We start from the raw sequence: 20,573 nt of genomic DNA on the forward strand, positions 1-20,573 counted from the left end.
GCGCGCCTACGGCGAGGCGGAGCCGTGCCGCTCGTCCCCGGTGCGCCGCACCGGGCGGCGCGGCAGCAGCCGGTCCTCCACCAGCCGCAGGAAGAAGCCCGCGGCACGGCGGAGGTCGGCCGCGTCCTCCGGTGTGGCCACGCCCTTGATGCCCGCCTCTATGCGCGCGCGCCGGTCGGCGCTCGCGGCGAAGAGCATGCTCCACTCGGCAAGCTCCGGGGCCGTCTCGGGCAGCACCTCCCACACGCTGCGGATGCGGCGCCGGCCGCGCGCCGTCGTCTCCGGCCGGCCCCTGACGGCCAGGACGGCCGCGGCGGTGCGCAGCGCGGCGAGGTGGGCGGCGACATAGGACTCGCCGGGATCGGCGAGCGCCGCCGCCTCGTCGAGGCCGCGTGCGGCCTGTGCCAGCAGGCCGAGCGCGGCCGGCGGCACGGGCGCCCGGCGCGGCACGGCGTGTGCTTCTGTCGGGAGTCCGGTCATGACGAGCCTCCAGTCAGTCGTCACTCACGTCGGTCACTCTTCGGTCGTCGTCGGCCGCGGGTCTTCCGCCCGCCGCCGTCGCTTGCGTTGTCTCGTGGCTCACTCGCCGCTGTCGCCGGCCACACCGCCGGACCCGGTCCCTCGCGCTCCGGTCCCTTCCGCTCCGTTCCGGTCCGCTCCGTTCCGCACGGTGCGTCCCCGTGCGTTCCGTGCGCGCCGTGCGCGGAATCCGCGCGGTATGCGCACCTGTGCACATGGTGGCGCACGCCACTGACAATCCCTTTGCCACCAGGTCCCGCGCGCAGGAGGACAATCGCCCCATGACAAGGACGGGGACGGGCACCCGGCGGGGGGCGACCCGGCAGCGGCTCTACGAGGCCGCGATCACGCTCATCGCCGAGCAGGGCTTCTCCTCCACCACGGTGGAGCAGATCGCCGAACGGGCCGGGGTGGCCAAGGGCACGGTCTACTACAACTTCGGCAGCAAGACGGAACTGTTCGAGGAGCTGCTGCGGCACGGCGCCAGGCCGTTCACGGCCGAACTGGCCCGCGCGGCCCGGGCGGAGTTCGCCCGCGGCGGGAGCGCCGCCGCCGCGCTGGACGCCATGGCCAGGGCCGGCCTCGCCTTCGTCGCGGCGCAACCCGACCTGACCCGCCTGCTCGTCGCCGAGTTATGGCGGCCCAACCGGACCTGGCACTCCGCGCTCGCGGAACTGCGCGGACACGCCGCGGGCGTCGTCGAGGAGGTGCTCGAACGGGGCGTGGCCGACGGGGAGTTCGACGCCTCCGTGGATGTCGGGCTGGCCGCAGGCGCGTTGCTCGGCACCGTCGTGGCCGGTGCGCTCGACTGGCAGACCTTCCACCCCGGGCGGCCGATCGAGGAGGTGCACGCCGCGCTGTGCCCGCTGCTGCGGGGCCGGCTCGCCGGAGGCGGCGGACCGTGAACCCACGGCCGCCCGCCCCCGGCGAGTCTCCCACCCCCCGGGCCCCCCTCGGGCCGGCACGGCCCCCGCGCTCCGCCGCCCCGTGCCGGCGGTGCGTCTCCCCCAGCGGGGCCCTGCCGGGCATTACCCTTCCGTCTCCGCGGCGCCCGCCCATCGGCGCTCCTACTCAGGCGCCTACTCAGCCGGGTACTCAGGCCGGGTAGGGTGCTGGCCCATGTCCCGGATCGTGGTGGTGGGCGCCGGCATGGGCGCCATGGCCGCCGCCGCCCGGCTGGCCCGGTCGGGCCGCCGGGTGACGGTGGTGGAACGGAGTGGTACCCACGGCGGCTCGCTCGGCCGCCTGGAGCGCGACGGGTTCGCGTTCGACACGGGCCCAGGACTGCTCCACTTCCCCGCCGTGTGGCGCGACTTGTTCATCAAGACCGGCCGGGGCCAGCTCGCCGACCGGGTCGCCATGACCCGCGTCGACCCGGCGGTGGAGCACCGGTTCACCGACGGCACCTCGGTGCTCCTCCCCGCGGCGCTCGGCGGGGTGCGGCAGGCGCTCGACACCGCCCTGGGCGGCGGCGCCGGCGACCGGTGGGCCGCGCTCCTCGGGCGGGCCCGCGCCACGTGGGAGACGGTGCGCCGCCCGCTGATGGAGGAGCCGCTGACCTCGCCGCCCGCGCCCGCGCTGACCGGCCCGGCCGATCCCTATCCGGCCGTGCGCGGGGTGCTGCGCCGCCGCCCGGCGACGCTGGCGGCCCTGGCCGCACGGGAGTTGCGCGATCCCCGGCTCGCCGCGCTGCTGACGGGGCTGGTCCAGGACTACGGCTGCGATCCCGCGCGCGTCCCGCCGGGCGCGGCCGTCCTCGCCTACATCGAGCAGACCTTCGGCTCCTGGTACCCGGCGGGCGGGATGCGGGCCCTGGCCGACGCCGTGTACCAGCGCTGCCTCGACCGCGGCGTGGAGTTCGCGTTCGGCACGGCCGCGGCCCGCGTGCTGTCGCGCGACGGCCGGGTCGCGGGCGTGGAACTCGCCGACGGCACCCGGCTTGCCGCGGACACCGTGGTGTGGGGCGCGGCCGGGCTCGGCGAACCACCGGCGGGCGACAGCCGTTTCACGCTGCTGCTCGCGCTGCGGGGCGCGCGGCCCCCGGGCACCGCGCACCGGACCCTGGTGCACGCGGGCGCGCTCACCGTGTCCGTGCTGCGCCCGGACGACGCGGCGCTGCGGCCCGACGCCGGCCACGAGTCGGCGGTGCTGTCGGCGCGGGTGCCGGCGGCGGGTGCGGGCGGCCCGGACTGGGCCGCCCCCGGGACCGCCGCGGAGTGGGCCGATCTGCTGCTCGCCACGGCGGACGCGGCCGGCCTCGGGCTCGGCGCCCGCGTGCTGTGGCGGGAGACGCGCACACCGGTCGACATCGAGCGGGAGACCGGCGTGCCCGGCGGGGTGGTGCCCCCGCCGGCGTTCGCGGGGGGCGGCGGGGCCCACTTGGCCGCCGCCACAGCGGGCCGCCTGCCGGGTGCCTTCCGGGCCGGGGCCCTGGCCCACCCGGGCGGCGGCCTGGCCAACGCGGGCATGTCAGGGGCGCTGGCCGCCGGGCTGATCACCGAGGGCCCCGACTGGCGCGGCTCGGCCTGATCTTGAACGGCCCGCGCCGCCGCGCCCTCGGTGGGCGCGGGCCGTGCGGTGACGCCCCTTCGGTGGCGCCCGTTCAGTGACGAGGGAGGCGGCCGTTCAGTAACGCTGGCCGTCGGTGAAGTAGTAGCCCTGCCCCTGCGGGTCCTGCTGCCCCTGGCCCGGGTGCTCGGGCCGCGGCGGTTCCTGCGGCGGGTAGCCGTAGCCCGTGCCGGGCGCGGTGCCCGCCGGGTCGCGCTGCTGCGGCACCCACACCCCGCCGGGCGGCGTCTCCTGGTAGTACGGGTCGCCGCCGCCCGCCGCCGGCCACCCGGCGGCACCGCCCGGGTCCTCGCCGTACCCGGCCCGTTCCGCGGCGTGCTGGTCCCCCGGGTAGGCCGGGTCTCCGTAGGACGACTGGGCCCCGGCCGCGTCCGCCGCCGGGAACGACGGGGCGGCCCAGCTCTCCTCCGCCGGGGCCCACCCCGGGGTGCCCGCCAGGTAGGACCCGGCGTAGCCGTAGGAGTCGCCGGCTCCCGCGGGGGCCTGCCCGCCCTCCCCGTAGGCGTCGTAGGACTCCTGCGCGTAGGACTCCGCGTAGTCGGCCGGGGGGTGCCCGCCGGCCGCGGGGACGCCGTTGCGCGGATCGGGGTAGGGGCCGTCGTAGGAACCGCCGTACAGGCCGTCGGGGGAACCGCCGTCCTCCGCCGCGTCCCCCCGGTCGGCGCCGTGGCCGCCGTCGCCGTCCCCGTCGTCCGGCGTGCCGATCGCGGCGAACTGCGCGGTGGCCGGGCCCTCTTCCCGCGGCGGGCCGACCGGCTCGTCGGGGCGCGGCGGCACCGGCCGTTCCCGCGCCGCGTCGGAACGCTCGGCCCTGCGCCGCTTGCTCGTGCCGGGACGGCCGCCGAGCGCCCAGCCGGTGGAGAAGCCGCGGCGGAACGAGAGGGTGACGAACGTCTGCCCGGTGGCGAAGGCCACCGCGCCGAGCGCGATGACGGGGACGTTGGACAGCAGGACGCCGACCACCACGCCGAGGAAGCCGGTGAACGCGATGAGACGCCAGCGCAGGCGCGCCTTGTACTGGAGCAGGACCTCACCGAGCAGCCACAGGGCCACGACGCCGAATGCGATGTAGAGGACCGTCCAGCCCATGTACGCCCCTTACCCTCACTGCGCAGTTCAAGGTCCTAAGTCCGCTGGTGCAGACCCAGGTTGCGGTACACGTCGAGCGTCGCCGTGGAGTGGGTCGAGGTGTTGAGCGTGATGAAGTGAAGTCCGGGGATGTCCTCGGACATCAGCCTCCCACACAGTTCCGTGGCGAAGTCGATCCCGATCGAGCGTACAGCCATCGGATCGTCCCCTGCCGCACGGATGCGGCTTTCCAACTCGGGCGGGAACGTGGCGTTGCTCAGCTGCGTGAACTTCTCGATCTGGCGCACGCTCGTGATCGGCATGATCTCGGGGATGATCGGCGTATCGCAGCCCGCCGCGGCCACCCGGTCGCGCAACCGCAGGTAGTCGTCGGGGTAGAAGAACATCTGCGTGATGGCGAAGTCGGCGCCGGCGCGGCACTTGTCGACGAAGTGCCGCACGTCGGTCTCCCAGTCCGTCGACCGCGGGTGCATCTCGGGGAACGCGGCCACCCCGACGCAGAAGTCGCCCGACTCCTTGATGAGCCTGACCAGTTCGGCGGCGTACCCGACCCCTTCCGGGTGCCGGGTCCACTCCCCCATCGGGTCGCCGGGCGGATCGCCGCGCAGCGCCAGCATGTTGCGGATGCCGGCGTCGGCGTACTGGCCGACGATGTTGCGCAGTTCGGCCACGGAGTGGTTGACGGCCGTGAGGTGGGCGACGGGGGTCAGGGTGGTCTCGGTGGCGATGCGCTCCGTCGCCCGCACGGTCCGCTCGCGCGAGGAGCCGCCGGCGCCGTAGGTGACCGACACGAACGTCGGGCCGACCGCCTCGACCCGGCGAATCGCGTTCCACAGCGTGCGCTCGCCCTTCTCGGTCTTCGGTGGACTGAACTCGAAGGAGAACGACCGCTCGCCCGCGGCGAGCAGTTCGCGCACGGTCTGCGCCTGTCCGTACATCCTGCTGGCAATCCCTAGGGCCATGCGTGCAGGTTACCCAGGCGGCGCCGGCAGGGCACCGGTGTCCGCCCCACGGACGGGGCCGGTCACCGCGCGCAGGCGGGCGGCCAGGGCGGCTGCCGCCGCGCCCGGGTCCTCCGCCTCGGTCAGCGCCCTGACGACCACGACGCGGCGGGCCCCGGCCGCGACGACCTCGTCGAGGTTGCCCGCGTCGATGCCGCCGATCGCGAACCACGGGCGGTCGCCCGCCACGGACGCCGCGTACCGCACCAGGGGCAGCCCGGGGGCCGCCCGCCCCGGCTTGGTCGGGGTCGGCCAGCAGGGACCGGTGCAGAAGTAGCCCACGTCGGGGTCCGCCAGGGCCGCGTCCACCTGCTCGGGGGCGTGCGTGGAGCGGCCGATGGCCACGCCGCCGCCCAGGACGGCCCGGGCGGCGGCGACGGGCAGGTCGCCCTGCCCGAGGTGGAGCACGTCGGAACCCGCGGCGTGCGCGACGTCGGCACGGTCGTTGACGGCCAGCAGCTTGCCGTGCCTGCGGCAGGCGTCGGCCATGACGGCCAGGTGGTCGAGCTCCTCGGCCGCCTCCATGCCCTTGTCGCGCAACTGCACGATGTCGACTCCGCCCGCCAGGACGGCGTCGAGGAACGCCGGCAGGTCGCCCTGCCGCTTCCTCGCGTCGGTGCACAGGTAGAGCCGGGCATCGGCCAGGCGCATGGGTCCCCCTGGGTCGCGGTCGGGTGGTGCGGTGGTCAGCTCACACGGCGAGCGCCTGGGCGCGGCGCTTCACCTCCGTGCCCCGATTCTCCCGCAGGGCCTGCGCCGGCGTGCCGGGGAGGCTGTCGTCGGGCGTGAACAGCCACTCCAGCATCTCCTCGTCGGTGAAGCCGTCATCCCTGAGCAGGGTCAGCGTCCCGGCCAGGCCGCGGACGATCTTGCCCTCGCCGACGAACGCGGCGGGCACCTGGAGGACTCGGTTCTCGCCCCTGCGGACCGCGATCAGCTGGCCCTCCTTGACCAGCTGCCGCACGCGGGTCACCTCCACGTCCAGCTCCTCCGCGATGTCGGGGAGGGTGAGCCAGGCGGGGACGAGAGCGTCGGTCTTCGCATCAATCTCGGTCACCCCTCCAGCCTGCCACTTCGCACCGACACTCGTCAGCGGACGGCCGCCTTGAGTGGTACGGACGGGTCGGCGACACGTCCGGGGTCGAGCGGCGCCGCGCGCTCGGCGAGGCGGCGGCCCTGGGCCAGGTCGCGCGGCCTGTCGACGGTCAGCAGCGCGGCGAGCGTGCCGTCGGGGCGCAGCCAGCACACCGACCAGCCGTCCGTTCCCGCGCCCGGGTCGCCGCGCGTGACCGCCAGGTCGTCCCGGCCGCGATGGCCCGCGTACTGCACCCGCCGCCCGAACTGCTCGGACCAGAAGTACGGCACCGGGTCGTGCGCGGCCTCCCGGCCGAGGACGCCCGCGGCGGCCGCCCCGGCCCCGGAGAGCGCGTTGTCCCAGTGGTGCACGAGCAGCCGTTCGCCGTACCGGGCGGAGGGGTAGGAGGCGCAGTCGCCCACGGCCCACACGCCGGGGGCCGAGGTGCGCAGCCGCGCGTCGGCGCGCACCGAGCCGTCCGGGGCCAGGGCCACGCCGGAACCGGCGAGCCAGCCGGTCGCGGGGCGGGAGCCGATGCCGACGAGCACGGCGTCGGCGCCGACGACCGTGCCGTCCGCCAGCTCCACCTCGCCGTCGCGGACGGCGGTGACGGCGTGCCCGGTGCGCAGTTCCGCGCCGGCTTCCGCGTACCAGCGCCGCATCGGCTCGGCGGCCTCGCGGGGCAGCGTGCCGGCCAGGGGCCGGCCCGCGGCCTCGACGACGGTGACGCGGCAGCCGGCTGCCCTGGCCGCCGTCGCGACCTCGGCGCCGATCCAGCCCGCACCGACCGCCACGAGGGCGGCACGGGCGTCGAGCACCCGCTTGAGGCGGCGCGCGTCGTCCAGCGTGCGCAGCACGTGCACGTCCGGCCGCCCCTCGGTGCCGGGCAACGTCACCGGCTCGGCGCCCGTGGCGAGGACGAGGTGGTCGTACGGCAGCGGGCCCTGGTCGGTGTCGAGCAGGCGCGGTCCCGGGCGCAGGCCGGTCGCGGCGCGGCCGGTGAGCAGTTCGACACCGAGGGCGTCGAAGTCGAGGCCGAGCCCGGCGGCCTCCGCGTCGGCGCCCGGCTCGTGGGCGCCGCGCAGGACGTCCTTGGACAGGGGCGGCCGGTCGTACGGCGGGTGCGGCTCGGCCCCGAGCAGGGTGATCCGGCCCTCGAACCCCTCCTGCCGCAGCCGCGCCGCGGTCCACGAACCCGCGAGTCCCGCCCCGACGATCACGGCACGCTCATCAGTCACGGCCCCACCCTACGAGGGGAGGAGCGCGGGGCGGCCACGAAGCCCTCCCGGCGTCCGGGCCCGGAACGCGGCGGCGGCCCCCGCCCCGCCCCGGGCCGCGGCGTCCGGCCCCCGCGCCTGACCCGTCCCCGGCGCGCGTACTAGGCTGGCGGAGGCAAGGCATTCCGCGGGAGCCCGGCGCACCGGGCTGAGAGGGAGGCGTTCTCCGGCCTCCGACCGTACGCACCTGATCCGGGTCATGCCGGCGAAGGGAGGAGGCGCGTGGACACGCGCACCCAGCAGTCGCCCCCGGCGCGCCGCGCGTTCGACGCGGTGGTCGTCGGAGGGGGCGTCATCGGTCTCGTCGTCGCCTGGCGGGCGGCCGGGCGCGGCCTGACCACCGCGGTCGTCGATCCGGAGCCGGGCGGCGGGGCCGCCCGGGTCGCCGCCGGGATGCTGGCGGCCGTCACGGAACTGCACCACGGCGAGGAGGCGCTGCTCGACCTCAACCTGGAGTCGGCCTCGCGCTATCCGCGGTTCGCCGCCGAGCTGTCCGAGGCCGCCGGGGCCGGCATCGGCTACCGGTCCTGCGGCACCCTCTCCGTGGCGCTGGACGCCGACGACCGGGCGCAGTTGCGGGACGTGCACCTGCTCCAGCAGCGGTGCGGCCTCGACGCCCAGTGGCTGACCGGGCGCGAGTGCCGCCGCCTCGAACCGATGCTCGCGCCCGGCGTGCGCGGCGGGCTCCGCGTGGACGGCGACCACCAGGCCGATCCGCGCCTGCTGGCCGCGGCGCTGCTGACCGCGTGCGAACGGGCCGGCGTGGCGTTCCACCGCGACTGGGTGCGGGAGGTGGACGTCCGGGGCGGCCGGGCGGCCGGTGTGCTGCTCGCGGACGGCACGGCGCTGGCCGCCGGCCGCGTGGTGCTGGCCGGCGGCTGCCGCAGCGGTGAGCCGGCCGGGCTGCCGCCCGGCGTCGCGGTGCCGGTGCGCCCGGTGAAGGGCCAGGTGCTGCGGCTGCGCATGCCGCGGACGCAGCCGCCGTTCCTGTCCAGGACGGTGCGGGCGGTGGTGCGCGGCAACCCGGTCTACCTGGTGCCCCGGGTGAGCGGCGAGCTGGTGATCGGGGCGACCTCGGAGGAGCGCGGCCGGGACACGACCGTGACCGCGGGCGGCGTGTACGAACTGCTGCGCGACGCCCACGAGCTGGTGCCAGGGATCACGGAGCTGCCGCTGGTGGAGACGGGCGCGGGCCTCCGCCCCGCCACGCCGGACAACGCGCCGCTGCTCGGCCCGACCGCGCTGCCGGGGCTGCACCTGGCCACCGGACACCACCGCAACGGGATTTTGCTGGCGCCGGTCACGGGGGACGCCGTGGCCGAGGCGCTGGTCACGGGCGAACTGCCGGACTACGCACGCCCGTTCGGCGCCCAGAGGTTCTCCGTCGGCGCCCCGGGGGTGCCGGCGTGAGCGGGCGCGAGGACGAGCGGGAGGACGTGCGGGGCGCGCAGGACACCGCCGCGCCCCGCGTGGCGGTGCGGGTGAACGGCGAGCCGCGCCGGATCGCGGCCGGAACGACGCTCGCCGACCTGGTGGCGGAGCTGTCCGCGGCGCCCGCGGGCATTGCCGCCGCCGTCAACGAATCGGTGATACCGCGCGGCCAGTGGCCGGACACGACGCTGGCCGAGGGTGACCGCGTCGAGGTGCTGACCGCCGTTCAGGGAGGCTGACCGCATGACCGTGACGACGCACGACCGCGGCGAGGGCAGCGGGCCGCGCGACGCCGAGGACGTTCTCGTCATCGGCGGGCTGCGGCTGACCTCGCGGCTGATCATGGGCACCGGCGGCGCGCCGAGCCTGGCCGTGCTGCGCGACGCGCTCGCCGCCTCGGGAACGGAGCTGACGACGGTGGCGATGCGGCGCGTCGACCCGTCGGTGCACGGCTCCGTGCTCTCGGTGCTCGACGAGCTCGGTGTGCGCGCGCTGCCGAACACGGCGGGCTGCCACACCGCGGGCGACGCGGTGCTGACGGCCAGGCTGGCGCGCGAGGCGCTGGGCACCGACCTGGTCAAGCTTGAGGTGATCGCGGACGAGCGGACGCTGCTGCCCGACCCGGTGGCCACGCTCGACGCGGCCGAGATCCTCGTCGACGACGGCTTCACGGTGCTGCCCTACACCAACGACGACCCGGTGCTCGCGCGGCGGCTTGAGGACGTGGGGTGCGCGGCGGTCATGCCGCTCGGCTCCCCCATCGGCTCCGGCCTGGGCATCCGCAATCCGCACAACTTCGAGCTGATCACCGAGCGGGCCGGAGTGCCGGTGATCATGGACGCGGGCGCGGGCACGGCGTCCGACGCGGCGCTCGCGATGGAGCTGGGGTGCGCGGGGGTGATGCTGGCGTCCGCCGTCACGCGGGCGCACTCCCCGGTGCGGATGGCGCGGGCGATGCGGCACGCGGTCGCGGCCGGCCGGCTCGCCCGGCTCGCGGGCCGGATCCCGCGCCGGCACTTCGCGGAGGCGTCGTCGCCGGTCACGGGGCTGGCGTCGTTCGATCCCGAACGGCCGGCGTTCGCGCCCTGACGGTCCCGCGCCCCCGGGGCCCTCGGCCGCCGTCCGCCGGAACGGGGCGCCGCGCGCGTCACCATCCCGTTCCAGTCCTGCCGCGAGACGGTGGTGACGGCCGGTGCGGGCGCGGCGGCTCGTAGACTCGATGGCCGTGGACACCACCCTTCACGACCCGCTGATCGGCGCCGTCCTCGACGGCCGTTACCGCGTCGAGGAGCGGATCGCCGTCGGCGGCATGGCCACGGTCTACCGCTGCCTGGACGTCCGGCTCGACCGGGTGCTCGCGCTGAAGGTGATGCACCCGTCCCTGGCGGACGACGCGGCGTTCGTCGAACGGTTCATCCGCGAGGCCAAGTCGGCGGCCAGGCTCGACCACCAGAACGTGGTGGGCGTGTACGACCAGGGCACGGCGGGTGAGTACGTCTACCTGGCGATGGAGTACGTCGCGGGCTGCACGCTGCGGGACGTGCTGCGCGACCGGGGCGCGCTGCGCCCGCGCGCGGCGTTCGACATCCTGGAGCCCATGCTGGCCGGCCTCGCCGCCGCGCACCGGGCGGGCCTGGTGCACCGCGACATCAAGCCGGAGAACGTCCTGATCGGGGACGACGGCCGCGTGAAGGTCGCCGACTTCGGGCTGGTGCGCGGTGTGGACGGCCGGACCTCGGCGACCACCGGATCGCTGCTCGGCACGGTCGCCTACCTGGCGCCCGAGCAGATCGAGGACGGCGAGGTCGACGCGCGCACCGACGTCTACGCCTGCGGGCTGCTGCTGTACGAGATGCTGACGGGCGCGCGCCCGCACGACGCGGACTCCCCGGCGCGGGTGATGTACGCGCGGGTGCACGAGGAGGTGCCCGCGCCCTCGCGCGAGGCGGCGGGGCTGCCGGCCGCGCTCGACCGGCTGGTCGCCGAGGTCGCGGCCCGCGAGCCGCGCGAACGCCCCGAGGACGCCGCCGCGACGCTCTCGCTGCTGCGCGCGGCGCGGGAGTCGCTGACCGAGGCGCAGCTCGACGCGGAGCCGCCGGCCGCGGTCGCGGCCCGCGAGGCGGGCGCGGCGGGCCGGTCGCCCGTGGGCCCCGAGGACAGGACCAGGGTCGTGCCCCGGCCGCCGGGGGTGGCCGCGACCGGTCCTGACGGCCGGGACGGGACCGACGTGACGGCGCGCATCGACCTGCCGCCGGCCCCGCCGCCGCACCCGCCGGGCTCCGCCCCCGGCGGGCGGCGGCTGCCGCGCGGGCGTGCGCTCGCGCTGATCGTGGCGGTGCTCGTGGTCCTGGCCGGCGGCGTGGGCGTCTGGTACATCAACTCGGGCCAGTTCATGCGCACACCGGGCGTGCTCGGGCTCGAAGAGGCCGAGGCGGTCGAGGTGCTGCGGGACGCGGGCCTTGAGGTGGAGGTGGCGCGGGACACCTCGGAGGCCGTCGAACGCGGTCTCGTGCTGCGCACCGACCCCGAACGCGGGGAGCGCGTCAGGAGGAACGCGACCGTCACCATCACCGTCTCGACCGGCCCCGAGGTCGCCGAGGTGCCCAACGTGCGCGGCATGCCGCTGGACGAGGCACGGGAGGAGCTGCGCGCCGCGGGACTCACCCCGGGCGAGGAGACCCGGCGGTACTCGGGGGAGGTGCCGCGCGGCTCCGTCATCGAGACGGACCCGGTCGCCGGCGAGCAGCGGCGGCCCGACTCGGCGGTGGGGATCGCGGTCAGCCGGGGCCGTGAGGTGTCCGTGCCCGATGTGGTCGGACTGCCCGAGGGGACGGCGATCGAGGAGCTGGCCTCGCGGGGCCTCGATGTGGAGATCGCGGACGAGCGGGTCTACTCCGACGAGGAGTCGGGCACCGTCGCGGAGCAGTCCCCCGGGGCCGGCGAAAGCCTCGGCGAGGGGGACACGGTGGAGCTGGCCGTCTCCAGGGGGCCCGAGCTGGTCGAGGTGCCGGACGTGCGGGGCATGGACGAGGACGAGGCCCGCGACACGCTGGAGGCCGAGGGCTTCGAGGTGGACGTGAACCGCGTCTTCTTCACCGGCACGGTGTTCAACCAGTCCGTGCACAGCGGGGACCGCGCTCCGCGTGGCTCGACGATCACCATCTGGGTCCGCTGATCCCACAGCTTTGCCCTCGCGAAACATCAGAACAACGCGCGAAGCGTGTGAGCCCGGTCATAGGAGTTGGGTCACATACGAAGATGCTTAGGATTTTCGTAGTGAGCCACTGACCGGGCTCAATTCTTTTATCCGGACCTGTTCCCGGACCTTCGAGCACTATCCGACCTAGTAAGGGACGTCTTTGCGTCCGCTTTTCGGGTGCTGTTACGAAGAGCCATCGCAAGCCACGCGAGGAACACGAGGTCCCCTGACATGCCCGCTCACCGCAGCACGCAGAAGCCCCGCAGGAGACTGCGGAGAACCACGACCGCGGCTCTCGCCACCGCGGGCGCCGCGGCACTCGCCCTCACCGCCGTGCCTGCCGTCGCGGGAACGGGCGGCGCGGGCGCGGACGGCGGCGCGGCCGACTGGACCGTGAAGTCCGCCGGCGTACCGGGCCAGCGCGGGCCCGCGACGCCCGAGCCCGAGGAGGAGCCGCGGCGCCCCGACCTCGCCCCGGCGACCGCGTCGGTCGTGGCCGCTGCCGTGGCCGGGCAGCAGGCCGTGGCCGCGGAGGCGGCCGTGTCGGCCGAGCGGGCCGAGCAGCGCGCCGAGGCCGAGCGCCTGGCCGCCGAGGAGCGCGCGGCCGAGGAGGCGGCGAGCCGGGCCGCGCAGCGGCAGGAGCTGCCGGTCGCCGAGCCCGAGCCCGCGCCCGAGCCCGTCGAGGCCCCGGCCGCCGAGCCCGCGGCGCCCGTCTACACGGACGATCTCGACGGCTGGATCCGCGAGGCCCTCGACATCATGGCGCAGCACGGAATTCCCGGCACCTACGAGGGACTTCACCGCAACATCATGCGTGAATCCAGCGGTGACCCGAACGCCATCAATCTCTGGGACATCAACGCCATCAACGGCACGCCTTCCATAGGCCTGTTGCAGGTGATCAAGCCGACGTTCGACGCCTATCACGTCGAGGGAACTCCCTACGACCAGTACGACCCGGTCGCCAATATCGTTGCCGCCGCCAACTACGCCGCGGACCGTTACGGCTCCATCGACAACGTCAACGGCCCCTACTGACAACGCGTCGCGATCGCGACGTCCGAACGGCCGTGCCCCGCACCGCGCGGGGCACGGCCGTTCGGCGTTCGGATCTAGAGTTCGGGGCCCTCGCCCGGCTGCTCCTGGTAGGAGTAGCGCTGCTCGCGCCAGGGGTCACCGATGTTGTGGTAGCCCCGCTCCTCCCAGAACCCGCGCCGGTCGGCCGTCATGTACTCGACACCGCGGACCCATTTGGGGCCCTTCCACGCGTACAGGTGCGGCACCGCCAGGCGCACGGGGAAGCCGTGCTCGGCCGTCAGCAGCTCACCGTCCCTGTGGGTGGCGAACACGGTGTGCCCGGCCGCGAAGTCCTCGATCCGCAGGTTCGCGCTGTAGCCGTACTCGGCCCACACCATCACGTGCGTGACCCCGGGGGCGGGCGGGACGAGGGCGAGGAGCGTGCGCGCCCGCACCCCGCCCCACTCGACGTCCCGCATGCTGAACTTGGTCACGCAGTGCAGGTCCGCCAGGACGGTCTCGTGGGGCAGCGCGGAGAACTCCTCGTGGGTCCAGCAGCGCTTGTCCCCGTCGGCCGTGGCTCCGAAGACGCGGAACTCCCAGCGTTCCGGCCGAAACCTCGGCACCGGCCCGTAGTGCGTGACGGGCCACCCGCGCTGGGGGCGCTGCCCCGGCGGGAGCCCGTCCGCGTCCGGCCGGCGCTCTCCTCCCCCGCGGCTGTCCGGCTGACCCATGCGTCCATGGTGTCAGACCCGCTCGGCGGGCTCGCACCGCCACCCCGCAAGCCGCCCCGACCTGCACGAACGACGCGGAATCCGGCCAATTCGGTAAGCCTTCGCTTACTGGACGGATCGCCTCGGCGGTGCCACGATGCGCGTTCAGCCACACCACGACCGGGCACCGGAACAGGACACCGGTCCTGACGATCGCAGCCGATCACCACGCCGGCGAGACCCGACGAAGAACCGACGAGACCCGACGAAGACCCAGAAGAGCCGGAAAAGCCGAAGAGAAGGAGCGCGCCGCCATGCAGGGCGACCCCGAGGTCATCGAGTTCCTGAACGAGCAGCTGACCGCCGAACTCACCGCCATCAACCAGTACTTCCTGCACGCCAAGATGCAGGAGCACTTCGGGTGGACGAAGCTCGCCGCCTACACCCGCGCCGAGTCGTTCGACGAGATGCGGCACGCCGAGGTGCTCACCGACCGCATTCTCTTCCTCGAAGGACTGCCGAACTACCAGCGGCTGTTCCACGTGCGGGTCGGCCAGACCGTCACCGAGATGTTCCAGGCCGACCGGCAGATCGAGGTGGAGGCGATCGACCGCCTCAGGCGCGGCATCGAGGTGATGCGGGCCAAGGGGGACGTCACCTCGGCCAACATCTTCGAGGACATCCTCAAGGACGAGGAGCACCACATCGACTACCTCGACACGCAGCTCGACCTCGTCGACAAGCTGGGTGAGGCGCTCTACCTGGCGCAGCAGATCGAGCAGCAGCAGCCGGGCCAAGCCTGACCGCGCGCTCCTACACCGCCGCGACGGCCGCCTTCCGGGCCTCCCGCGCCACGGCGGCGGCGGGCGAGGGCGCGGGAGCCGTGGGAACGGAGGGCGCGGCGGGAGCGGTGACCGCCGCTGCCGCCCGGGCGGCAGCGGCCTCACGGCGCGGGCAGCCCTCCCGGCCGAGCAGGCCCTGGATGCGCCGCACGCAGGAGCCGCAGTCCGTCCCGGCCCCGGAGGCGGACGCGATCTGCCGCGGAGTGCAGGCGCCCGCGGCGGCGTGCTCCCGCACCTGCTGCTCCGTGATGCCGAAGCACGAGCACACGAACACGGTCCACCCTCCGACGGCCTACTGAGGTAAACCTAACCTTACCCGGCGCCGGTGCGGACGCGACAGAGCCCCGGGCTGTGGCTCGGGCCACCCCCGGGGCTCGCGCGGGCCCGCCGTCAGCCGCGGTACATCTCGGCCACCAGGAACGCCAGGTCGAGCGACTGGCTGCGGTTGAGCCGCGGGTCGCACGCCGTCTCGTAGCGCTGGTGCAGGTCGTGCACGAAGATCTCGTCGCCGCCGCCGACGCACTCGGTGACGTCGTCGCCGGTCAGCTCCACGTGGATGCCGCCCGGGTGGGTGCCGAGGCCCTTGTGCACCTCGAAGAAGCCCTTGACCTCGTCGAGCACGTCGTCGAAACGGCGTGTCTTGTGCCCGGAGGCCGCCTCGAAGGTGTTGCCGTGCATCGGGTCGCACACCCAGGCCACCTGCGCGCCCGAAGCGGTGACGCGCTCCACCAGCGCCGGCAGCCGGTCGCGGATCTTGTCGGCGCCCATCCGCGTGATGAACGTCAGCCGGCCGGGCTCACGCTCCGGGTCCAGCCGGTCGATGAGCGCCAGGGCCTCGTCCGGCGTCGTCGTCGGCCCCAGCTTGACCCCGATGGGGTTGCGGATGTTGGCAGCGAACGCGATGTGCGCGCCGTCCAGCTGCCGCGTCCGCTCCCCGATCCACACCATGTGTCCCGAGACGTCGTACAGCGCCCCGCTGCGGGAGTCGACACGCGTCAGGGCCGCCTCGTAGTCGAGCAGCAGCGCCTCGTGCGAGGCGTAGAACTCCACCGAGTGGAACTCCGCCGGGTCGGCTCCGCACGCCTTCATGAAGTTGAGCGCGTTGTCGATCTCGCGGGCCAGCGCCTCGTAGCGCTGCCCGGAGGCCGAGGTGCGCACGAAGTCCTGGTTCCAGGCGTGCACCTGCCGCAGGTCCGCGTACCCACCGGTAGTGAAGCCGCGCACCAGGTTCAGGGTGGAGGCGGAGGCGTGGTACATCCGCCGCAGCCGCTCCGGGTCGGGCACCCGGGCCTCGGCCGTGAACTCGGGGCCGTTCACCGAGTCGCCCCGGTAGCTGGGCAGCGTGACGCCGTCCCGGGTCTCCGTCGGCTTCGAACGCGGCTTGGAGTACTGCCCCGCGATGCGCCCCACCTTCACGACGGGAACCGCGGCGGCGTAGGTGAGCACCGCGCTCATCTGGAGGAGCGTCTTCAGCTTCGCCCTGATCTGGTCGGCGCTCACCTGGTCGAACGCCTCGGCGCAGTCCCCGCCCTGGAGCAGGAACGCCTCGCCCCTGGCGACCGCGCCCACCTGGGCGCGCAGCTGGTCGCACTCGCCGGCGAAGACGAGTGGCGGATAGGTCTCTAGATCCGTGGTCACAGCGCGCAGAGCCTCTAGGTCCGGGTAGTCGGGCTGCTGCGCCGCGGGCAGGTCCCGCCATGAGGTGGCGATGGAAGTGCTGCTGTCAGCGTTCACGGTCACCGCTCCAGGTTACGGGGTCGGCAACCGCACGGGCCGCCCTGATCGAGGAGTGAGACGCCGGTCAAGGCTTCGCGTATAGTGCCCGCATGTTCGCGCAGCACACCCGCACCTGGTGGTGGACCGCTCATCCGGCGGCCCACTGACTGCGCGTCATCGCACTGGCGCCAGCGCCACGAAGGCCGCCCGAGGGGCGGCCTTCGGCGCGTTCGCGGGCCCGTCCCTCCCGATTCCCGGAAGGGAACCCGTCCCGTGACCGATCTCACCCCGCACACCACGCCGCCCGCGGACGCGGACACCGCCGCCGTGCTCGCCTCGTTCGCGGCCGGCGGCACCCCGTTCGCCCTCCTGCACCGCGGGGCCCCGGGCGCCGACCCCGCCGTCATCGAGGCCCTGAGCGGGCCGGTGACCGACCTCGCCCGGCTCGCCGACCTGCCGCTGCCCGCCTCGGGGGCCCTGGCCCTCGTGCCGTTCCGGCAGATCGCGGAGCGCGGCTTCGCCGCGGCCGACGACGGCACGCCGCTCTCGGTGCTCGTGCCGGAACTGACCGCGCGCCTGCCCCTGCGCGACGTCCTCGACGCGCTGCCGCGCCACGAGGTCGCCGTCCGTGACGGCGGCTTCGACGTCGGTGACGACGCCTACGCGGACACCGTCGGCGCGGTGCTGCGCGAGGAGATCGGCACCGGGCAGGGCGCGAACTTCGTCATCCGCCGGACCTTCACCGGCCGCGTCGACGGCTTCTCCGCGCGGGACGCGCTCGCCCTGTTCCGCCGCCTGCTGACCGGCGAACGCGGCGCCTACTGGACCTTCGTGGTGCACACAGGACGCCGCGTGCTCGTGGGGGCCAGCCCGGAGGCGCACGTGCGGATGGCCGGCGGAACGGTGGTGATGAACCCGATCTCGGGCACCTACCGCTATCCCGAGGACGGCCCCGACCCCGAGGGCCTGCTGGCGTTCCTCGCCGACCGCAAGGAGACCGAGGAGCTGTCCATGGTCGTCGACGAGGAGCTGAAGATGATGTGCGCCGTCGGTGACCGCGGCGGCCTGGTCGTCGGCCCCCGGCTGCGGGAGATGGCGCACCTCGCGCACACCGAGTACGAGCTGCGCGGGCGGACGTCCCTCGACGTGCGGGAGGTGCTGCGCGAGACGATGTTCGCCGCCACCGTCACCGGCAGCCCCGTGGAGAACGCCTGCCGCGTCATCCGCCGCCACGAGCGCGGCGGGCGCGGCTACTACGCCGGCGCGCTCGCGCTGATCGGCCGGGACGCCTCGGGGGCGCAGACCCTCGACTCGCCCATCCTCATCAGGACCGCCGACATCGACGCCCGGGACGGCACGCTCCGCGTCCCGGTCGGCGCGACACTCGTGCGCGGCTCGCGCCCCGAGGGCGAGGTGGCCGAGACGCACGCCAAGGCCGCGGCCGTGCTCTCCGCGCTCGGCGTGCGCCCGGCCGCGCCGGCGCGCGCGCCGAGTAGCCCGCGCCTTGCCGCCGACCCCCGGGTGCGGGCGGCGCTCGCGCACCGCAGGACCGCGCTCGCCCCGTTCTGGCTCCGCATGCGGGAACCCGCCGAGGCCGGGCCCGCGGCGCGCGAGGTGCTGGTGGTCGACGGCGAGGACACGTTCACCTCGATGCTCGCGCACCTGCTGCGCGCCACCGGCGCGCGGGTCCGTGTGGTGCGCCACGACGCGCCGGGCGCGTGCGTCCTGGCGCGCCGGCACCCGGGTCCCGTGGTGCTCGGGCCCGGCCCCGGCAACCCGAACGACGCGGCCGACCCGAAGATGCGGCGGCTGCGCGCGCTGACCGCCGCGCTGCTCGGCCGCCACCCGCACCCGGTGGTGGGGCTCTGCCTGGGCCACGAGCTGATCGCCGCGGAACTCGGCCTGCCCGTCGTGCGCAAGGAACGGCCGCGGCAGGGAGCGCAGGAGCGCGTCGACCTCTTCGGCCGCGCGGAGACCGTCGGGTTCTACAACTCGTGGGCGGCCCGCTGCGACGACGACGCGGCCACCGAACTGGCCGGCCGCGGCATCGAGGTGGCCAGGGACGCGGCGACCGGCGAGGTGCACGCGCTGCGCGGGCCCGGGTTCCGCGGCGTGCAGTTCCACCCCGAGTCGGTGCTGACCCTGAACGGCCCCCGCATCGCGGCTGACCTGCTGGCCCCCGCCCCCGTCGCGCCCCGCGCGCCGACGGGCACCTGACCCCGCGCCGCCCGCCCGCCGGGTCACTCCGCGTCGAGGCCGCTCTCGATGGCGTACCGCACCAGCTCGGCCCGGTTGTGCAGCTGGAGCTTGCCGAGGGTGTTCTGCACGTGGTTCTGCACCGTGCGGTGGGAGATGACCAGCCGGTCCGCGATCTGCCGGTACGTCAGCCCCTTGGCGACCAGCCGCAGCACCTCCGTCTCGCGCCCGGTCAGGCGCGGCACGTCCGCCTCGTCCGCCGTGCCCGGCGCCGAGGCCGTGGCCAGCCGCCGGAACTCGCCGAGCACCAGGCCCGCGAGCCCCGGCGTGAAGACCGCGTCGCCGTCCGCCGTGCGCCACACCGCGGCGACCAGCTCCTCGGCGCTCGCCGACTTCACCAGGTAGCCGGTCGCGCCCGCCTTCACCGCTTCGAGCACGTCCTCCTGCTCGCCGCTGGCCGAGAGCACCAGCACCTTGACGTCCCCCGCGAGCTGCCGGCACACCTCGGCGCCCGGCAGGCCCGGCAGGTTGAGGTCGAGCACGAGCACGTCGGGCCTGGCCGCCCGTGCCCTGCGCACCGCCTGCGGGCCGTCGCCCGCGGTGGCCACCACCTCGCAGCCCGCCGCACCCAGGTCGCGGGCGACCGCGTCCCGCCACATGGGATGGTCGTCGACGACCATCACGGTCAACGGCTTCTCGCTCATGTTCCGCCGCTCCCTCCGTCTCTTCCGCCGGGCCGCTTCGGCAGCCGCAGTTCCACCTCCGTGCCCTGCCCGGGCAGGGACACCCACTCCGCGTCACCGCCCAGGTCGCGCAGCCGGCCGCGGATGGAGAGCGCGGCGCCGAGCCGGCCCTCCGCCTCCGCCGCCGCCAGGCGCCCCTCGGGAATGCCGCGGCCGTCGTCGCGCACCGTCACCAGCACCTCGTCCGGCTCGTCCTCCAGCAGGATCCAGGCGCTCGCCGCCTCGCCCGCGTGCCTGCGCACGTTGTCCAGCGCCGCCGCCACGGCCGCGGCGAGCTCCGTCGCGACCGGCGCCGGCAGCGTCACCGGCTCGCCCGGGCCCGCGTAGGTGACGCGTTCGTCCGCGCCTGCCGCGCCCGCCAGGACCGCCCGCAGATCCGTGTCCCCGCCGGCCGTGCCCGGCGCCGGCTCCGCGCTGACCAGGGCGCGCAGCGCCCGCTCCTGCTCGCCGGCCAGCCGGCCGAGCTCGGCGGCCTCGCCGCCGATGGCGGCGCCGCGGCGCTGCACCATCGCGAGCACCTGGAGGACGCTGTCGTGGATGTCGCGCGCCAGCCGCTCCCGTTCCCTCGTGGCCGCCTCGATGCGCAGCGCCTTCGCCAGGGTGCGTTCACTGGCCCGCGCCACCTCGACGACGTAGCCGATGGTGATGGCCGCGACGCACACGAGGACCGCGTTCTGCACCGTGACGCCGGAGAACTCGCCGTCCTCGACGAGGTTCGCGGCCCCGACCAGCACCGACGCGACCAGGCCCCAGCGCCACCCGCCCTTGAGCGAGACGGCGAGCACCGAGCCCGCGACCCAGATCGAGGGCAGCGTGGGAGCGACCGCGTCCCCCGGGTCGGCCACCGGGCTCAGCAGCACGCCCGCGACGCCCAGCACGAGGTCGGCGGCGAGGAAGCGCGGCGGGCAGCGCTCGGCGGACGAGACGGCGCGGAACGTCACCAGCGTCCACAGCAGCAGCACCCCGAGGTAGGCGGCGCCGACCCAGGCCCGGTCGTACGCGCCGTACGCGGTCAGGAACAGCAGCCACGCGTAGCCCGCCGACAGCAGCCGGTACCCGGACAGCGCGCGCCACAGCGGCGTTTCCACGGATATCGCCGGTCCCCCGGCCATGCGCTCCCCCGTTCCCTCCCCGTCCAGGACCGGCGCCCGCCGGGCCCCGGCACCGGGGCCGCCCGCGCGGCGGTC

The 20,573-nt window shown here is 75.3% G+C and carries 21 protein-coding genes and 1 riboswitch; of the genes, 10 read left to right on the forward strand and 11 right to left on the reverse strand.

Going from position 1 to position 20,573, the window contains the following annotated elements; translation table 11 throughout:
- Positions 1–6: 6 nt before the first annotated feature.
- Complete coding sequence (locus tag LC193_RS05190) at positions 7–480, reverse strand: SAV_6107 family HEPN domain-containing protein (protein WP_226071987.1); 474 nt, start codon at positions 478–480, stop codon at positions 7–9.
- 320 nt (positions 481–800) lie between these two features.
- Here LC193_RS05190 and LC193_RS05195 point away from each other — a divergent pair, with 320 nt between their 5' ends.
- Both LC193_RS05195 and LC193_RS05200 read left to right on the forward strand, forming a co-directional pair.
- Positions 801–1,424 (forward strand): TetR/AcrR family transcriptional regulator, encoded by a 624-nt coding sequence (locus LC193_RS05195; RefSeq protein ID WP_226071989.1) that lies wholly within the window; start codon positions 801–803, stop codon positions 1,422–1,424.
- 214 nt (positions 1,425–1,638) lie between these two features.
- Positions 1,639–3,048 carry a phytoene desaturase family protein gene (locus LC193_RS05200; protein ID WP_226071991.1) on the forward strand — a complete coding sequence of 470 codons (1,410 nt, stop codon included), beginning with the start codon at positions 1,639–1,641 and terminating at the stop codon, positions 3,046–3,048.
- 96 nt (positions 3,049–3,144) lie between these two features.
- On the opposite strand, the gene LC193_RS05205 is transcribed toward LC193_RS05200, so the two are convergent.
- Genes LC193_RS05205 through LC193_RS05225 form a run of 5 tightly spaced genes read right to left on the reverse strand, consistent with a single transcriptional unit; the run spans position 3,145 to position 7,490 of the window.
- Positions 3,145–4,176, reverse strand: a complete 1,032-nt coding sequence (locus LC193_RS05205; protein ID WP_226071993.1) for a hypothetical protein — start codon at positions 4,174–4,176, stop codon at positions 3,145–3,147.
- 35 nt (positions 4,177–4,211) lie between these two features.
- Positions 4,212–5,138, reverse strand: coding sequence for a methylenetetrahydrofolate reductase [NAD(P)H] (metF, locus tag LC193_RS05210; protein ID WP_226071995.1), 927 nt, complete (start codon positions 5,136–5,138; stop codon positions 4,212–4,214).
- Positions 5,139–5,147: 9 nt separating this feature from the next.
- Positions 5,148–5,828, reverse strand: coding sequence for a thiamine phosphate synthase (gene thiE / locus LC193_RS05215; RefSeq protein ID WP_226071996.1), 681 nt, complete (start codon positions 5,826–5,828; stop codon positions 5,148–5,150).
- A gap of 40 nt (positions 5,829–5,868) precedes the next feature.
- Complete coding sequence (locus tag LC193_RS05220; protein WP_086161078.1) at positions 5,869–6,234, reverse strand: Rv2175c family DNA-binding protein; 366 nt, start codon at positions 6,232–6,234, stop codon at positions 5,869–5,871.
- Positions 6,235–6,266: 32 nt separating this feature from the next.
- Positions 6,267–7,490, reverse strand: a complete 1,224-nt coding sequence (locus LC193_RS05225; RefSeq protein WP_226071997.1) for an NAD(P)/FAD-dependent oxidoreductase — start codon at positions 7,488–7,490, stop codon at positions 6,267–6,269.
- A 156-nt stretch (positions 7,491–7,646) separates the two neighbouring features.
- Positions 7,647–7,760: riboswitch (TPP riboswitch) on the forward strand.
- On the opposite strand from LC193_RS05225, the gene thiO reads away from it, so the two are divergent.
- The 5 genes from thiO (at position 7,752) to LC193_RS05250 (ending at position 13,197) form a co-directional block, all read left to right on the forward strand.
- Complete coding sequence (gene thiO, locus LC193_RS05230; RefSeq protein WP_226071998.1) at positions 7,752–8,939, forward strand: glycine oxidase ThiO; 1,188 nt, start codon at positions 7,752–7,754, stop codon at positions 8,937–8,939. (Overlaps the previous riboswitch by 9 nt.)
- A 26-nt stretch (positions 8,940–8,965) precedes the next feature.
- On the forward strand, positions 8,966–9,199 hold the full coding sequence (thiS, locus tag LC193_RS05235) for a sulfur carrier protein ThiS (protein ID WP_226078486.1): 234 nt from the start codon (positions 8,966–8,968) through the stop codon (positions 9,197–9,199).
- Positions 9,200–9,203: 4 nt separating this feature from the next.
- Complete coding sequence (locus LC193_RS05240) at positions 9,204–10,049, forward strand: thiazole synthase (protein ID WP_226072000.1); 846 nt, start codon at positions 9,204–9,206, stop codon at positions 10,047–10,049.
- A gap of 136 nt (positions 10,050–10,185) precedes the next feature.
- The gene (gene pknB / locus LC193_RS05245; RefSeq protein WP_226072001.1) at positions 10,186–12,135 is read left to right on the forward strand and encodes a Stk1 family PASTA domain-containing Ser/Thr kinase; all 1,950 of its coding nucleotides are present in this window, start codon (positions 10,186–10,188) and stop codon (positions 12,133–12,135) included.
- A 255-nt stretch (positions 12,136–12,390) separates the two neighbouring features.
- Complete coding sequence (locus tag LC193_RS05250; RefSeq protein WP_226072003.1) at positions 12,391–13,197, forward strand: transglycosylase SLT domain-containing protein; 807 nt, start codon at positions 12,391–12,393, stop codon at positions 13,195–13,197.
- 74 nt (positions 13,198–13,271) lie between these two features.
- On the opposite strand, the gene LC193_RS05255 is transcribed toward LC193_RS05250, so the two are convergent.
- Positions 13,272–13,910: a sulfite oxidase-like oxidoreductase gene (locus LC193_RS05255; protein ID WP_226072004.1), complete on the reverse strand. Its 639-nt coding sequence runs from the start codon at positions 13,908–13,910 to the stop codon at positions 13,272–13,274.
- A 293-nt stretch (positions 13,911–14,203) separates the two neighbouring features.
- On the opposite strand from LC193_RS05255, the gene bfr reads away from it, so the two are divergent.
- The gene (bfr, locus tag LC193_RS05260) at positions 14,204–14,692 is read left to right on the forward strand and encodes a bacterioferritin (protein ID WP_226072006.1); all 489 of its coding nucleotides are present in this window, start codon (positions 14,204–14,206) and stop codon (positions 14,690–14,692) included.
- 10 nt (positions 14,693–14,702) lie between these two features.
- Here bfr and LC193_RS05265 read toward each other — a convergent pair whose 3' ends face one another.
- Together LC193_RS05265 and LC193_RS05270 are read right to left on the reverse strand one after the other, a co-directional pair.
- Positions 14,703–15,005, reverse strand: coding sequence for a (2Fe-2S)-binding protein (locus LC193_RS05265; RefSeq protein WP_226072007.1), 303 nt, complete (start codon positions 15,003–15,005; stop codon positions 14,703–14,705).
- Between the two features lie 116 nt (positions 15,006–15,121).
- Entirely contained in the window at positions 15,122–16,471 is a 1,350-nt protein-coding gene (locus LC193_RS05270) for a class II 3-deoxy-7-phosphoheptulonate synthase (RefSeq protein WP_226072008.1), read from the reverse strand.
- 86 nt (positions 16,472–16,557) lie between these two features.
- Here LC193_RS05270 and LC193_RS29150 point away from each other — a divergent pair, with 86 nt between their 5' ends.
- Entirely contained in the window at positions 16,558–16,614 is a 57-nt protein-coding gene (locus LC193_RS29150; RefSeq protein WP_107485992.1) for a trp operon leader peptide, read from the forward strand.
- A gap of 106 nt (positions 16,615–16,720) precedes the next feature.
- On the forward strand, positions 16,721–18,664 hold the full coding sequence (locus LC193_RS05280) for an anthranilate synthase family protein (protein ID WP_404819354.1): 1,944 nt from the start codon (positions 16,721–16,723) through the stop codon (positions 18,662–18,664).
- Positions 18,665–18,687: 23 nt separating this feature from the next.
- Here LC193_RS05280 and LC193_RS05285 read toward each other — a convergent pair whose 3' ends face one another.
- Positions 18,688–19,347 (reverse strand): response regulator, encoded by a 660-nt coding sequence (locus LC193_RS05285; RefSeq protein WP_226072009.1) that lies wholly within the window; start codon positions 19,345–19,347, stop codon positions 18,688–18,690.
- On the reverse strand, positions 19,344–20,498 hold the full coding sequence (macS, locus tag LC193_RS05290) for a MacS family sensor histidine kinase (RefSeq protein WP_226072010.1): 1,155 nt from the start codon (positions 20,496–20,498) through the stop codon (positions 19,344–19,346). The genes LC193_RS05285 and macS overlap by 4 nt, the downstream gene beginning before the upstream one ends.
- Positions 20,499–20,573 lie beyond the last annotated feature (75 nt).

The sequence above is a fragment of the Streptomyces marincola genome, assembly GCF_020410765.1.
GTDB lineage: Bacteria > Actinomycetota > Actinomycetes > Streptomycetales > Streptomycetaceae > Streptomyces > Streptomyces marincola.